Source organism: Acinetobacter chengduensis (assembly GCF_003664645.1).
GTDB lineage: Bacteria > Pseudomonadota > Gammaproteobacteria > Pseudomonadales > Moraxellaceae > Acinetobacter > Acinetobacter chengduensis.
Map to the genome: position 1 here is coordinate 38,705 of NZ_RCHC01000019.1, position 12,782 is coordinate 51,486.

At 43.8% G+C, this 12,782-nt stretch carries 20 protein-coding genes; all 20 read right to left on the minus strand.

Features of this window, described 5'->3' with window-relative positions; translation table 11 throughout:
* Window positions 1-9: 9 nt before the first annotated feature.
* The 20 genes from D9K81_RS14705 to D9K81_RS14800 all read right to left on the minus strand — a co-directional run bounded on the left by D9K81_RS14705 (window position 10) and on the right by D9K81_RS14800 (window position 12,718).
* Window positions 10-2,058 (minus strand): phage tail-collar fiber domain-containing protein, encoded by a 2,049-nt coding sequence (locus tag D9K81_RS14705; protein ID WP_147433942.1) that lies wholly within the window; start codon window positions 2,056-2,058, stop codon window positions 10-12.
* Window positions 2,059-2,137: 79 nt separating this feature from the next.
* Window positions 2,138-3,721 (minus strand): hypothetical protein, encoded by a 1,584-nt coding sequence (locus tag D9K81_RS14710; protein WP_235831047.1) that lies wholly within the window; start codon window positions 3,719-3,721, stop codon window positions 2,138-2,140.
* Window positions 3,722-3,808: 87 nt separating this feature from the next.
* Window positions 3,809-4,366 (minus strand): hypothetical protein, encoded by a 558-nt coding sequence (locus tag D9K81_RS14715; protein WP_121523531.1) that lies wholly within the window; start codon window positions 4,364-4,366, stop codon window positions 3,809-3,811.
* Window positions 4,363-5,211, minus strand: coding sequence for a hypothetical protein (locus D9K81_RS14720; RefSeq protein WP_121523533.1), 849 nt, complete (start codon window positions 5,209-5,211; stop codon window positions 4,363-4,365). The genes D9K81_RS14715 and D9K81_RS14720 overlap by 4 nt, the downstream gene beginning before the upstream one ends.
* Window positions 5,208-6,092: a hypothetical protein gene (locus D9K81_RS14725; protein ID WP_121523535.1), complete on the minus strand. Its 885-nt coding sequence runs from the start codon at window positions 6,090-6,092 to the stop codon at window positions 5,208-5,210. The genes D9K81_RS14720 and D9K81_RS14725 overlap by 4 nt, the downstream gene beginning before the upstream one ends.
* Before the next feature lie 216 nt (window positions 6,093-6,308).
* Complete coding sequence (locus D9K81_RS14730) at window positions 6,309-6,803, minus strand: hypothetical protein (RefSeq protein WP_121523537.1); 495 nt, start codon at window positions 6,801-6,803, stop codon at window positions 6,309-6,311.
* 13 nt (window positions 6,804-6,816) lie between these two features.
* Window positions 6,817-7,230, minus strand: coding sequence for a hypothetical protein (locus D9K81_RS14735; protein WP_121523539.1), 414 nt, complete (start codon window positions 7,228-7,230; stop codon window positions 6,817-6,819).
* A gap of 12 nt (window positions 7,231-7,242) precedes the next feature.
* Complete coding sequence (locus D9K81_RS14740; RefSeq protein WP_121523541.1) at window positions 7,243-7,608, minus strand: hypothetical protein; 366 nt, start codon at window positions 7,606-7,608, stop codon at window positions 7,243-7,245.
* A gap of 2 nt (window positions 7,609-7,610) precedes the next feature.
* Window positions 7,611-8,024 (minus strand): hypothetical protein, encoded by a 414-nt coding sequence (locus tag D9K81_RS14745; protein WP_121523543.1) that lies wholly within the window; start codon window positions 8,022-8,024, stop codon window positions 7,611-7,613.
* The gene (locus tag D9K81_RS14750) at window positions 8,024-8,254 is read right to left on the minus strand and encodes a hypothetical protein (RefSeq protein WP_121523545.1); all 231 of its coding nucleotides are present in this window, start codon (window positions 8,252-8,254) and stop codon (window positions 8,024-8,026) included. The genes D9K81_RS14745 and D9K81_RS14750 overlap by 1 nt, the downstream gene beginning before the upstream one ends.
* The gene (locus D9K81_RS14755) at window positions 8,254-8,559 is read right to left on the minus strand and encodes a hypothetical protein (protein WP_121523547.1); all 306 of its coding nucleotides are present in this window, start codon (window positions 8,557-8,559) and stop codon (window positions 8,254-8,256) included. Before D9K81_RS14755 ends, D9K81_RS14750 begins: the two co-directional genes overlap by 1 nt.
* A 95-nt stretch (window positions 8,560-8,654) precedes the next feature.
* Window positions 8,655-9,317: a hypothetical protein gene (locus tag D9K81_RS18685; RefSeq protein WP_235831048.1), complete on the minus strand. Its 663-nt coding sequence runs from the start codon at window positions 9,315-9,317 to the stop codon at window positions 8,655-8,657.
* Window positions 9,317-9,439: a hypothetical protein gene (locus tag D9K81_RS18790; RefSeq protein WP_268916022.1), complete on the minus strand. Its 123-nt coding sequence runs from the start codon at window positions 9,437-9,439 to the stop codon at window positions 9,317-9,319. Before D9K81_RS18790 ends, D9K81_RS18685 begins: the two co-directional genes overlap by 1 nt.
* Before the next feature lie 17 nt (window positions 9,440-9,456).
* Complete coding sequence (locus D9K81_RS18450) at window positions 9,457-9,621, minus strand: hypothetical protein (protein ID WP_171406948.1); 165 nt, start codon at window positions 9,619-9,621, stop codon at window positions 9,457-9,459.
* 30 nt (window positions 9,622-9,651) lie between these two features.
* The gene (locus D9K81_RS14770) at window positions 9,652-10,296 is read right to left on the minus strand and encodes a hypothetical protein (RefSeq protein ID WP_121523551.1); all 645 of its coding nucleotides are present in this window, start codon (window positions 10,294-10,296) and stop codon (window positions 9,652-9,654) included.
* The gene (locus D9K81_RS14775; RefSeq protein ID WP_121523553.1) at window positions 10,293-10,877 is read right to left on the minus strand and encodes a hypothetical protein; all 585 of its coding nucleotides are present in this window, start codon (window positions 10,875-10,877) and stop codon (window positions 10,293-10,295) included. Before D9K81_RS14775 ends, D9K81_RS14770 begins: the two co-directional genes overlap by 4 nt.
* Before the next feature lie 2 nt (window positions 10,878-10,879).
* On the minus strand, window positions 10,880-11,128 hold the full coding sequence (locus D9K81_RS14780) for a hypothetical protein (protein WP_121523555.1): 249 nt from the start codon (window positions 11,126-11,128) through the stop codon (window positions 10,880-10,882).
* Entirely contained in the window at window positions 11,118-11,492 is a 375-nt protein-coding gene (locus D9K81_RS14785; protein WP_121523557.1) for a hypothetical protein, read from the minus strand. Before D9K81_RS14785 ends, D9K81_RS14780 begins: the two co-directional genes overlap by 11 nt.
* 173 nt (window positions 11,493-11,665) lie before the next feature.
* The gene (locus tag D9K81_RS18595) at window positions 11,666-12,175 is read right to left on the minus strand and encodes a hypothetical protein (protein WP_207667519.1); all 510 of its coding nucleotides are present in this window, start codon (window positions 12,173-12,175) and stop codon (window positions 11,666-11,668) included.
* Window positions 12,176-12,214: 39 nt separating this feature from the next.
* Window positions 12,215-12,718: a hypothetical protein gene (locus D9K81_RS14800; RefSeq protein WP_121523561.1), complete on the minus strand. Its 504-nt coding sequence runs from the start codon at window positions 12,716-12,718 to the stop codon at window positions 12,215-12,217.
* Window positions 12,719-12,782 lie beyond the last annotated feature (64 nt).

The window sequence follows — 12,782 nt, forward strand, 5'->3', positions numbered from 1 at the left end:
CGATTAAAATTAGACTTCCTCTAAAACAATCGCAAAGCCGATACCGCCATCATTACCTAAGTTTTGAGTAATACCGCGTGCACCCGGCTTACCTACAGACAAATCAAATTCGATACTTTGATCACTTGTATTTTCAAATTCGATAAGCAAATAGCCACCCGATCCGCCACCGCCACCGTATGACCAATCCTCATCACCAACACCACGGCCACCAGTACCGCCGGCATTACTTTCGCTTAATCCAGAATCCAAAGAAGTGGCCACGCCACCCGGTTGGGTTATAGATCGGTTTCCAATAATCGCGGCATTACCTGCCACATTTCTTAAGATCTTCATTCCAGCGAGTAGGTTGCTAACAATATTTTCGCCACCTTTACCCCCTTCACCATTAATAAATGAAGATCCATTGCCCCAAATACCGCCAGTCCCCCCAAATCCGCCACCAGCTTCAAGCACAAGGGATGATTTAGTTATTTTGGTTGATCCAGCATTACCACCGTCAACCGGCCCCGTTTGCGTAGACCGCCGCGATGCGCCACCGCCACCGCCTGGACCATATAAAGCAAATCTGACCACACGGCCCACGGGTACCACAATCTTATGGCTACCTTCATAATAAACCGTGCGTTTCATCGGTCGCTCAATAGCAAATACGGCCCAGCTCACTTTCCCGGTATAAGTCGTACGATTAGATCCAGATCGACTAAACACACTCACCTCAAAACCAGCACTTGTACGCTTTATTGTCCATCCTTCATGACTACTTTCAGGCGTGATCACTGGGAAATATGTTGGATTGGTAAAATCATGGCCAGCAGGTGCCGGGATCACAAAATCTCCACTACTTGCAACACCTGTTGTTAGGTTTAATGGGTAGTTTGACCGAGTAGCGCTTGGCACAGCATTTACTTTAAATAAAGCCCAATTAATACGGCCTGCATAAGTCGCACGGCTAACGCCAGATCGGTTAAACACATCAATTGTTATGCTGTCGTCTTTACGCGTGATAGACCATCCCTCGTGCTCACCTTCTGGACAGACAAGTACGGCCAATTGATCACTTGTATATTTCAAGTCATCTGAAGCAATACGCTGGATCGTAGGATTTTGCCCGGCTTCAATCGTCCCTGCTTTAATCATGTTGGCCAGCTGATCTGTTTGGCCAGCCAAGCCATTTTTATTTAAAAGTTTCGCCGTATCGATTACGGCGTAGTTACTGCGCCCCAAATAATCAACGCGATTCGTCCCTGAACGGTCGTAAATGCTCGTTGTGATTCGCTCCGCTTCGCGTATAGAGCTCCATCCCTCATGCTGTGACTCTGGTGTAAACAAATAAACCATGGACGTGTCTGCATAAGAGAAAATAGCGCCCTTTTTACGTTCCGCTACCGCCTTACTCGCCGTATCGTAACCGCACGCCAATGCAGGCGGGAAAATGAATGCTGTCACATCCAGCAATACACCAACTTTTTCATCAAGCTCAGCCATTTTTTCGGCTAGATATGATTTTTTAGCATATTGCGGATGCGGATCTTCATCGGCCAAATGTTCACGCATAAGCTGGCGCGAAAATTCTTTGTATTGCGGATGGGGATCTGTCTCAGCCAAATGGGCATTCATCACTTGCAGAGCTTGGCCTGCGGTACCATCTGACACAACAGTAATATTCTTGGCCAGATCTTCAGATTTGAGCAGTAAGCCCATGCTGGCCACAAAATCAATGCCCGGGTATAAGCGGAAATAAGAGCCAGTAGGCTGGGAGGCTACAGCAAATAAAACGCCTTTATCCGTATATAGGCCCACTTCACTTACATTTTTTTCAGCGCTATAACTCATGATCACAGTGAAGCGTAAAGCAAAGCTTTCCAGCTCTATACCGCCTGCTGATATCGTTTTTTGAGTAAATTCCGCAGATAACGCCGTACGGGTTACGGCGGGCTGATATTGCCCTGATCCAAGCCCGATTTTTGATATTAAAAGCTTAATTCCTTTGGCTTTAGCATCAAAAAATGCATCGCGCCCCGCATTCGTTACAATAAATTCAATGGGATTTGCCATTTCAATAACCTTTAAAATAATGCTGTTATTGTCACGGCGCCATGATTGGCCTTTTATTTTTGTTCCACTTCTAATGGCATCAATCAATATCTTCAGCTAAGCGCTTAAGTTCCTCCAATTCAAGACGCGCCACTTCAGCGGCGGACACGGCCGGATTGGCACCACGCCCTTCGTCTTCCACTTCGTAGTGATCATAATCATCATAAGCCGGGGTAAAGTTAATACTCTCCATGAACATAAAGGCCAATGTATCGACCATATCGGGAGACTTTAAGCCCTTAGAGCGCATTTCTTCTTTTGATAGAACTTTATAGCGACTTCGATCATCAAACGTGTAAGGGATACGCGTTACTTGTTCTTCAAACTTGGCTCTATGGCGAATCGTTTGGATTTTTAAGCGGTTTTGAGCAATTGCACGGCCCAGACATACGTTAGCCTGTGCACGGCGGTTCACATACAGCTTTTTATTGGCGTTTTCAAAACACTCACCGCCCCAGTGAATTTCCCTAAAAAAGATATTACGTGACCGTAAATTTTGCGCTAAGCCAATACCTGCGCCGTTTGCATCAAGCAAAATCGTTAAGTTTGGATAACGGATTAAGCTTTCTTCAATGCAAGCCGTCATTGCATGCAGGTCAGCGCGGTTATTACACATTGGTATATCGATTACATCGACTCGCCGTGCTAAATCACCATAATGCGCATTACCCCACACCTTAGCGATTACGATCACGCTATCGTCACGGCCCACACCGCCACCCACATCGACAGAGCATACATAGCCAAAGCCGGTATGCTTTTTCATTACTGCCCGTTTGCGGTTATACATCCCTTCAGCTTGCGATTGAGTTACCAAATACTCGTTCGCACGATCCGGAAAAATACCCCGGATACGAATCATATATTGTGGATCATCACGCGTGCCGTATTGCTTTAGCGACTCCTTAAGCTTTTCAATCGAAACAATCGGTGAACGCTCACCATTGAATGTAAGTGCATTCCAAACACCGCCAGAACGCATAGATAGTTTGTGATGGGTATCAAAGAAAAAACCGCTTGATTTTGCTGGCTGGGAAGTCAAACACGCACGGTTATTTTTATGCGTCAAGGCACCCATTGCCACATCCATTACGGCGTTATCAATACCGCAGGCCTCATCACCCCATAAGAAGTAGTTATCACCGTGCTGGCCGGCTAAGTTTGTTGGCTGGTTTTTTGGTGCTGTTTTAGCGATAACATGCCAAGTCTTATCATGCCCTTTTATATAAACCGTTTCGGCCAATACGGTTACATAATCCGCTAACCACGACAGATGCGTAGTCTTTAAGCGCGAAAGACAGATTGAAATTTCTTTCCAGACTAATTTCCTTAGCTGATCAATTTGTGGCGCCGTAAACATCATTACAGAGTCTTCAAAAAACAGCAGGTGCCAGAGCGCAATAATCCCAGCAGAACGGGTTTTACCCGTACCATGTCCAGACGCAACAGAAGTACGTGAGCCATCACGTGCCACGGATAAAAACAGCAATTGCTGTTGCCATGTCACTTCTTGCCCCGCTTCTTTGGTCATGTTTAGACCTTCAACGGCAAAGCGGAAAATATCGTACCGATACCGCAAGCACGCCTCCCGCCATTCTGGGAGGCTCTTTAAATCCTTCAGCACAAAAAAAAGACCTATAAGCACCAGCTTATAAGTCTATGAACAGCCTGATAGGCCTTTTATTTTTGTTCCACTGTTTGAAACAAGGTATTAAATGGTGAAAGGTTCGTCTAAATCCATGCTATCCGCGCCGTATTCTTGGGGTTCTAGGCTCTGTTCAATCTGATTAGCAAAAGAGAAGTTGGCCAAAGCACGCATGGCACCCCAGCAGGCCAACAAGATGCAGATATGGCCGTTTTGTGCTTCTGTTGAAATATCCCATACGGCGCCATTCTTAACGTCTAGTCGGCGTTGCTGTAATACGTTCTCTGGGTTGAATTTACCCATCACCGCCGGGTCAATCTTTAATAGCTTATTTGCATCACGCATTTGATAAGCCCGGACAATTTCCGCCATGTGTTCACTTTCCTTAAAAAGCAAATCCCACTTTTCAAAAACGTCTGGCGAATCTGTAATAATTACAGTGTGGCCAGCACGCTTTTTCTGCTTCAGTAGCTCCAATAAGCTGTAATCTTTTTTTGGCGGATGAAATGGCTTTTCATCACTGATATAAAGCAAGCCTGTTTCAGCATTTAAGGTTGCTACAAGTCGAGTCGGTGGCCCTTGGTAACTGTTCACCCGGGTGTCCAAAATCATTGTATTGCTCATATCTTCACACGCTCCACTTTACGCTCACCAGAGACACTATCTACACTCGCACGTAGCACAGATGGTTCTAACGTTTCATCCTTCAAATCAGCTTCAACAATGACGCCCCATTCTTGTGGCTTGCCCGGTTCAAACTCAAACGGATCTCGCCCGCCCATGTCTACGCCTTCGCCGTACTCGTCCTTCCCATCCTCATCATATAAACCAACGACTTGAGGGATTAGCCCGGCCACTTGAAAATCAACGGTATTTACGGACATATTATTTTGTCCCGTTGGGATGCTGTCTGGATACAAGCTATTTTCTAAAATAGTTAAATCCCATTCATCTTTCACGCCGTCCCCCAATTCACAGACGGCTTTAATACGGCGCTTAAAATCATCCGTCATATACGCACAGAATTGATTAATGACGCTTTGGCAGGTATCACCCTCTGCACACACAAAAGCCAGCTGAATGCGAAACTGGTGTGGGATTGTTCGCAGTTTAACTTTTCGGTTTTGAGGATCTGTTGGCACTGTCGTATTCACCCAGTAAGGCGTCCCGCGTATGGCGGATACTTCAGGCGGGCTTACCATTTGTGCAATGGCCACAAACAGCACCGGCAATGGAGCAACATAGCCCTTCGTTGTTTCTTGCTGTCTGTATTTAGCCAGCATCCCATCCACATCATCAATCATTCGCGATGGTGCCACTTTTATGGCGTCCCGAATCGGCAAATCTTTCCAATGTTTAAACGCCTTGGTATCCGGCATTGTCCATAGCTTAAAATCAATCAATAGGCGCCCAATAGCACCTTTGACTGATTCAAGTGAAGACTTCCGGCTTTCTCGCCATTCCATCATGCGCCGAAGCCCCCAATTTTACCGATAGCACTTACATATTTTTCAGCTTTACGCTCTACCTTGCTCTGCTTACTGTCTTCTAATACCTCTGGGCGAAAACCAAGGAACTTATTTGCATCCATGCATACTTGATCAAAATCCGTGGTATCGGATGCAATCATGCTATCAAAATGATTTTCTTCTAGCTGTTTTTGGCGTATACGGCGCCGTTCATCGCGACCACGCATACGGCGCAAATCAGCCTCTAATTTGCGGTTTTTATCCGACTGGGCCTGCAAATAGTCATAAACTTGGCTTGTTTCGGCAATGCTGTCATACATAGCCACAATTTGCCCCTCAAGCAACTGGTGAATAAGCTCTAAATTGTCTGCACCTTCCATAGAGTCAAATTCATTGGTGCAAGCGTTGTCTAAGAAGTTTTGTGAAAATACATAGTCAAAGCCACCAAAAACATTCGGGCGTAAAGTATCGCCATCCACAAAGAAATTCATCGCCGTACTAAAGCCACCTTGCTTAGCTTTGTACTGTCGCAAAATATGGTCGCCTGTTGGGTTGTTATAAAACTCTTGGCGGTGTTCAACGTCACCATTGCTATGTGCTTTTAAGTAAATAGTGCGAATACCCGGCTCAAGCAATATGATCTTGCCATCCTTCAGGCCTCCCGTTTCTGGCGGGATCATGCCGTAACGCTGGCGGATCTGATGGCCACAAAAGCCGTTTAATTTCCCTTTTTCGACCTGCTCTTGAATTGCTGGTGAATTGAACTTATCAATCATGCCCTGCACGTCATAATTTGAACGGTCTTTGCCGTTATGTTGCCAGCCACGGTCATAAAGATTAAATTTTATTACGCTTGTAACGCGTGATTCATGTTTGGCCATCTGTGCCACCCTTTCTACACATTAATAGACTTATTGTGCTTCCCAGTGATCTGGCTAAAAATTATTGTTCCCAAAATTTACGGCGCAAAAAAAGCCGGGGAAATATCCCGGCTTTCTGTATTGTGCAATACATAATATTAAGAGATTTCGGAATAATGGCTTGCCCAATATCCCTTTGGAGCATTCCAGTAATGCGAATGCTCTGCTTTTAGATCATTAGACAATGGAATGCTCCCCATTTGCCCAAGCTTCCTCCATTTCACTGTCCATGGATTTTTTACCCAGAACTAGCGCACAACCTTTAACGTCTGACCAGTTTAAATTGTTTTGCGCCCAATCCGTGATTTCGTCAGCGTACGACTCAAATAATGGCAAAGTGCCTTCAATTAAGCTCTTTGTAATATCGCCGTTATAGTCTTTCTGGCAATAATATTCAGCGTGATGGCGGGCAATAAACTCTACTGGAACGCCGTATGTATGGCCGTCTGGCATTTCAATTTTTAAATGCTTGCTGAATAGCGGGTGCTCCACAACTTCGACACAATCACTTAAGCCATTTTGATATTCATTAAATTCATTTTCTTCGTCCCAGATATCGCAGGCTTTATCCTCTGTATCGGCCTCAATGATCTGGTAATTTACTTCCATGTGCAACATACCGCCACCACTATCAACTACACGCTCATTCCAAGTTAACTTAAATTTTTTCACGTGTATTTTCCCTTTAAATAAACTGTTGAATATTTATTGTTTTCTTAGCTTTATCGCTTAGCTCTTGAGCCTCTTTTTTGCTCAATACGGCGCAGATTTCTCTCTGATTTACGCCTCGCTCACTCCCGGTTTTTATGTTCACTACGCGGTATCTAGTGCGACCTTTATGCTCATAGCGTTTCACGACCCTAAACGGGGTTGTATTGCCCGATTTCAGAGTAACAAGTGCGCCGTCTGGAATAACGCTTGCATCTTTATCCGGCTTGGCCACATCCCAGCTACAGGAATAAAGGCGTTTAAATTCTTCATGTGAAAAGTTTCTGTCCGGGCTTAAAATTAAAGCGATTTGCTCATCTGTTAATGGCCCACCTGCTTCAGTAGGTAATTTCCAAGTGCGAGGCAATTTATTTTTTACGCAATTACTCATTTACTCATTTACTCATTTATTAGCGGCTAAACGCTGGCGATATTGACGCGCCCGTGCTTCATGCTCAGCCTTTTTTTTGAGCCGTAGCGCCATTTCCGCACCAATGACCTTTAAATCAGCCTTTTTTACAGCTTTTGCTTTCTTGCCACCAATAGGGCGTACTTCTGCGTACTCACAACCATCTAAATCAAATAGCCGTAAGATTATGTACGCATCATTGTGTAAATAACTCGTACTTATAAGAACCTGCTCACCAACTACAAAATTATGACTGGGTTTAGCAGACTTATTAATTTCAAACTTTTTTTCATCACTATGTTGATCACAAATAGCCTTGTCGCTCATATCAAGAATATCGACTAATTTACGGGCGATCATAATTAAATATCCTTCTTTGAGGGCTCATTTTCACCAATTTCTTGGCATGCCTTTACATCGTTTATATCTTGTATTAATTGATTTCGGTCAAGTTCGCTCATGCCTTCAGGAAATGTATTTAGGAGCATTCCAGCACCAACTATTCCAAATTCATCACCATCGCAAGATTCGAGCCAGCAGGCAGGCATACGCCAGACAAGCACCCGTTCATGTGCTTCGACCAGCTTTTTAAGCTCTGGGATATGTACCCATAACTTTATAACGTCACTGTCTTCAAGCCCTTTAGTTAAATCCGTTAGATTCATTACAACTTTCTTTTCAGGGCTCCAATACTCGAAATTTTCAGGTAAATTGTCCAAAAAATACCGCCCACGTACGGCGCCGTATTTCTTCAAAATCAATTGAGCTGCAGTCATTACTTAACACCCACTACTACTTGTGAAGCATCACAACGTACACGTTTACCTTCATTCACTATTTCACCCTTAAAATAATTGTCTGGGTTGGTGTAGTGAGCTGAATGCGCCCGAATATTGGCCATACAGGTTTTTTTATCTTTGTACTGCAACTGATAAGAAAAGCCCACTTTAGAATTGGGATTGATATAGCTAACAGTGAGCACCCAGACAGTAATAAATACATGCATTATCGAAGTTCCTCTATCACGCCGTTAATAGAATCCGCAGAGTCTTCGCTTAGCTTGTAACGGTTTTCTTCTGTAATTTGAACGATAGAAAGAACTTCATAGCCTGCATTTTCTGGGTTTTTAAGTTGCTTTTCCAAGTACGGTAAAAGCTCATTTAGTGCCATGGGTATAGATTGTAGGGTTGTTTTCTCTGTCGCGCTCCCTACGCCCAGTGCACGCATTGACTCCGCCATTTCAGGCGTTGGTCTGTGTGGGCGCTGTAAACAAATTTCATAACGCTTTAAATCTTTTTGTGTATTTTTCATTGGATCACCTATAAAAACGCCGTACAACATTGCACGGCGTTTATTGTGTATTGGTTGGTTGCTACCTGCTGGTTAGTAATCACTCAATTGAGCAATTACTCATTTGCACAATTACTCATTTCACTGCGTTGTTCTGCGATACATTCCTCTAAGTGCTGGATTGCCCGCTCTTTTGTGTTAAATGGGCCTTGCCAGCATTCATTAAAGAAAATATCCCATTCAACCAAGCCACCCTCTACAAATTTTTCCAATTGCACGCGACCATAAAAGGGAACGTCATGCGCCCACCATATTACGTTGTCGTCTGTACCAAACGTAATCGCAGAGTTTTGTGCCACTGTCATTGCTTTATATGTGTCTTCTGCATATTTAATTAGCGCCTCTACTGGTGAGCCCTTTAAAAACCAAGTTTGATCAATCATGCAGTCATTTTTAAGGGTTTGAGGCTCTGCGCCATATAATGCCTGCAACTTATCTTTGAGCTTTTCCGCCGTATCTTGAAGTTCGGCTATTTGATTTTGTTGCTCTTGCATCTTCCCTAGATAGCGTTCATTCAATTGCGCAACTTCAGTATTACTGTCTTGCAATTTGCTTGTACATAACACCCACATAATATGAGCGGATTCAACCTCATCAATGACATATTGACTACCATCAAGGCGTTCAAAAATATCATCATGGCTTAAGGCTTTACCCATCCATAAATGTGTGTACGCCTGCGAGCTTTTAAATACTTCTTCAAACTGACTTAAACTCATTATTTACTCACCCCATCCGCTTCAATCATTCGTGCTTCATCATCACGGCTAAAACTTTCTTTAGGCACTGCCTTAACTCCCAGCGAATCAACATACGGCGCATACCATGGCTCATACCACACACAACCACCTATACGCTTTAATACAGCCTCTTTGCTTTCAAAGCTAAAAAACTGGCCAGCATTGCAACCATAGCCAGATTGATACCAAAACTTTGCAAAATCCCCGGTCGCTTTATCCCGCAGGTCGCGTATATACCACTTGCCAGCATTGTATATTCAATCTCAAATAATTCGTTATTCATAAATATTTTATCCATGCCGTGATAGCACGGTTAGTCTCCAATGTGGTCACAGTGCTTGCACACTTCAAAATCATAAGGGTTATGTTGCCAATTTAACTTTCCGCATTTTGGGCAATTAAAGCGTACCTTTGGGGATCTGACACGGCGCCGTAAAAGCTTTACGGCTTTAGGTATCCGCAGGCCAGCACCCTGCACCATGATTCGCGGATTAAATAATCTGGCCTCAAATACACGGCGCTTAGCTTGGTCTGCATCGCTATACGGAATAGCAACAAGCGATTTATTCTTTCTTGTACAGCGTTCTGCTTGATCCCTTGTATATACAGATGCCTTACTAAAATCAGTAGATGAATTAAAAAGCTCATCATCCATCCAATACACATCGTTACCATCATGCCTTTTTGCCTGAAACAGCACATAGGCATCCACATCATCAGACAGAATTGTTTCAAACGGGATGTATTGATGGTCTACCTTCCAGATAGATAAGGCGTCTACGTGATCAGCAGATACAGGCTGGCAGATCCCTTGGTTAAATTCCTCTTGCGCTTCTTTACGCGTAAACGTGTGTGCTAGTACCAGATTAGTGTGATAGCCACGCTTATTATGACAATGCCACACCATATTTGACCCGGTATTGCCATGTGCTGAAGCTAAATAAAAGCGGTCCCTCATATCGCTTGCCCCAGTGCACGCAAGTTTTTGGCTTTGCGAAAATATAAAAAGCTCTCTGCATTTTTAAACGCCGTATCTACAGTTAAATGCGCCTGCGTCTGCGCATACAGATAACCCTCTGGCACCTTGGGATCAACAATTGCATTAATCTCAGCCAGCACGCCCTTCCAACGGGTTTTAATGCCGTGGCCACGATCAATTTTTGTTTGGCCAGCACCAAAACGAAATTCCTCAAACTCCATTTGAGTGACTTTAATTTCGGCAGGTATTTCCAGAATACTGCCGGTACCTTCACAAAAGTAATAAGACACGGTGCTTATATGCCAATCTTGTACAAGCGGTATCAGCAAGTTTTTCAGGCAAATAATTAAATCGCCTTCATAGTTATCGTACGCAATAGACTTAGGTGCATAGTCAAGGTCTAGCTCTTTATTTTCCGCGTGCCATTTCGCAAAGTTTTCATCGACAGCATCTACACAAAACGTCATGTCTAGTGTCTGTACCTGCTCTGACTTGGCTTGATACATTTTGCGCATTGCATGTGGATCACGTTTTTTATTTCGCTTTTTAGCTACAGCCATTTTTAATGCGCCTCACACGCGCTTACTAGATCTATATTTAGGGTGTACGACTTCCCGCTTTCCATTGCTACGTCAACATAACAACCGAGCTTATACGCGCAAATAGTGCCGTTTTGCGCCGTATTGAAATCAGAGATAATTAAATCAATGTCACTTGGTATGCAGTGGACTTTGGCACCAATGACTAAAGCCGGGTTAATACGGCGCTGATTCGCGCCGTCATTCAACATTCCAGTTAAATTAATGAGCATTCCCAGCTCTCCAAACGCTTATGCCTTGGCTTTTTTGCTTGATTCGATGCGTGCTAGGGCTAATCACAATTAGCCCCGCATCCACGACAGCTTGTTCAATGCGTGGATCTTTAATTTGAAGCAAGCACGTATTCATTGGTACGCCACAACGGTGTGCAACCTGCATTGCACTCACCATTGATTGATCCTTTCGAGAAAAGCCACCCTTTGCATAGTGGGTGAAATGGCCAGCAGTAATTTTGGCCACTACAGCTTCGACTTCCCAGCTTGCTTCCTTTTCAGATAAACGTACGATAGGTGCACCAAAAGACGCCGTATCTTTTTGACTGCGATTATTTTGACGTCTTAAAAATCCTGAACTCATCCTACTTCCCCATGTACGTTTTAAACGCTTTAACTTTGTTGATTTTGAAACTTGGATCGAATGCAAAGAAGCGACTAACTTCCTCTTGCGCTTTGGCTTGACTGGTCGCCATTACGCTATACCGGGCATTGCCCCGCTCTATGCTGATAGCAAACAGAAAATGCTGTATATGCTCATTCATCTGGCAGGCCCTTTGCTTTTAGATCATTAATGAAGCCCTTAAGCTGTTCGTTTTTACGCTCCCGCCAAGCCTGCTTTTTAGCATCAAGCTCCGTGGGAATATCTTCAGCAGGCTTTTCAATTTCCTTGGCCTCTGCACGGGCTTTACGCAATTGATATTCCGTCACTACTTCGCTACCTGCATGCCAGCTAATAAACTGCTCTGGTGTGTCAAACACTGGGCCATCCATTTTTAATTTGTTTCTGTCATACACGTTTAAACGCTCCGCTATGCGCATGCGCTGATTTGCACGCTCTGTACGTTCCATCAAGATCATTGCACCAGCACAATGCTGTTCATCCATATCGCCGTCTGTTGTCTTGTGACACGGAAAGCTTAGGTCGAGTTCATAAAGATCATTAATGATCCCTTCCGCACGCTCTTTGCCAAGCCAGCCACGCTGGTAACTCAGATCGTTTTTAAATGGGCAGTCTTTGCAGGGCTGTTTTAGATCCATTTTCATGTGCAATTACTCATTTGCGCATTTGCGCATTTACTCAATTTAAATTACTTGATGAATGTGGCCAAAGTGGCGAAACATATAACAACTTACGGCGTGGCATGTGAAGCGGTCATAATTATCGCGCAAGATCATGCGCATTACTTGCAACAAGTCTTGTGGATGGTGAAGCCTTAAAGCACGCATAAGACGGTGCAATGGTACGGCGCTATTTTCTTCAATAGCTTGGCTAACAATGATTTTAGCTTCCTCATAAGAGTTACCAAACGAATTGTTTCTATATGACATAAAGCCATCACGGACATTGTGGTAAAAGTGCGGATGTACCCAAAAGCCATTTAATTCTTTGGCACCCAATGCCGTTAAAACCTCATCAACCGATGTGCTGGCACTGCTTAAATACTTTTCAATGTGGCTCTTAAAAAAGCCGTTGCTATTGTTAAGCAGAAGGATCTCAACGCGCAAAACGTTTCTTTCAAAGTTAGATAACTCCGGCAAGCATAAATCGTTATGCACGTAAAACCCGTTATTTGTTTGTCTTGACATAATCGCCCCCATTTAGCTGTAATCTTATAGGGCGCATTATAAATAAAAACCTATAGAATTATAG

Bases quoted from the DNA above. Each gene is read 5' to 3' on its own strand.
- D9K81_RS18685 (WP_235831048.1), bottom strand. From the start codon at position 9,317: ATGAGTTTAAGTCAGTTTGAAGAAGTATTTAAAAGCTCGCAGGCGTAC.
- D9K81_RS18595 (WP_207667519.1), bottom strand. From the start codon at position 12,175: ATGAAAATGGATCTAAAACAGCCCTGCAAAGACTGCCCATTTAAAAAC.
- D9K81_RS14720 (WP_121523533.1), bottom strand. From the start codon at position 5,211: ATGATGGAATGGCGAGAAAGCCGGAAGTCTTCACTTGAATCAGTCAAA.
- D9K81_RS14755 (WP_121523547.1), bottom strand. From the start codon at position 8,559: ATGAAAAATACACAAAAAGATTTAAAGCGTTATGAAATTTGTTTACAG.
- D9K81_RS14785 (WP_121523557.1), bottom strand. From the start codon at position 11,492: ATGAGTTCAGGATTTTTAAGACGTCAAAATAATCGCAGTCAAAAAGAT.
- D9K81_RS14725 (WP_121523535.1), bottom strand. From the start codon at position 6,092: ATGGCCAAACATGAATCACGCGTTACAAGCGTAATAAAATTTAATCTT.
- D9K81_RS14735 (WP_121523539.1), bottom strand. From the start codon at position 7,230: ATGAGTAATTGCGTAAAAAATAAATTGCCTCGCACTTGGAAATTACCT.
- D9K81_RS18450 (WP_171406948.1), bottom strand. From the start codon at position 9,621: ATGAATAACGAATTATTTGAGATTGAATATACAATGCTGGCAAGTGGT.
- D9K81_RS14800 (WP_121523561.1), bottom strand. From the start codon at position 12,718: ATGTCAAGACAAACAAATAACGGGTTTTACGTGCATAACGATTTATGC.
- D9K81_RS14745 (WP_121523543.1), bottom strand. From the start codon at position 8,024: ATGACTGCAGCTCAATTGATTTTGAAGAAATACGGCGCCGTACGTGGG.
- D9K81_RS14715 (WP_121523531.1), bottom strand. From the start codon at position 4,366: ATGAGCAATACAATGATTTTGGACACCCGGGTGAACAGTTACCAAGGG.
- D9K81_RS14780 (WP_121523555.1), bottom strand. From the start codon at position 11,128: ATGCTCATTAATTTAACTGGAATGTTGAATGACGGCGCGAATCAGCGC.
- D9K81_RS14775 (WP_121523553.1), bottom strand. From the start codon at position 10,877: ATGGCTGTAGCTAAAAAGCGAAATAAAAAACGTGATCCACATGCAATG.
- D9K81_RS14770 (WP_121523551.1), bottom strand. From the start codon at position 10,296: ATGAGGGACCGCTTTTATTTAGCTTCAGCACATGGCAATACCGGGTCA.
- D9K81_RS14750 (WP_121523545.1), bottom strand. From the start codon at position 8,254: ATGCATGTATTTATTACTGTCTGGGTGCTCACTGTTAGCTATATCAAT.
- D9K81_RS14705 (WP_147433942.1), bottom strand. From the start codon at position 2,058: ATGGCAAATCCCATTGAATTTATTGTAACGAATGCGGGGCGCGATGCA.
- D9K81_RS14740 (WP_121523541.1), bottom strand. From the start codon at position 7,608: ATGATCGCCCGTAAATTAGTCGATATTCTTGATATGAGCGACAAGGCT.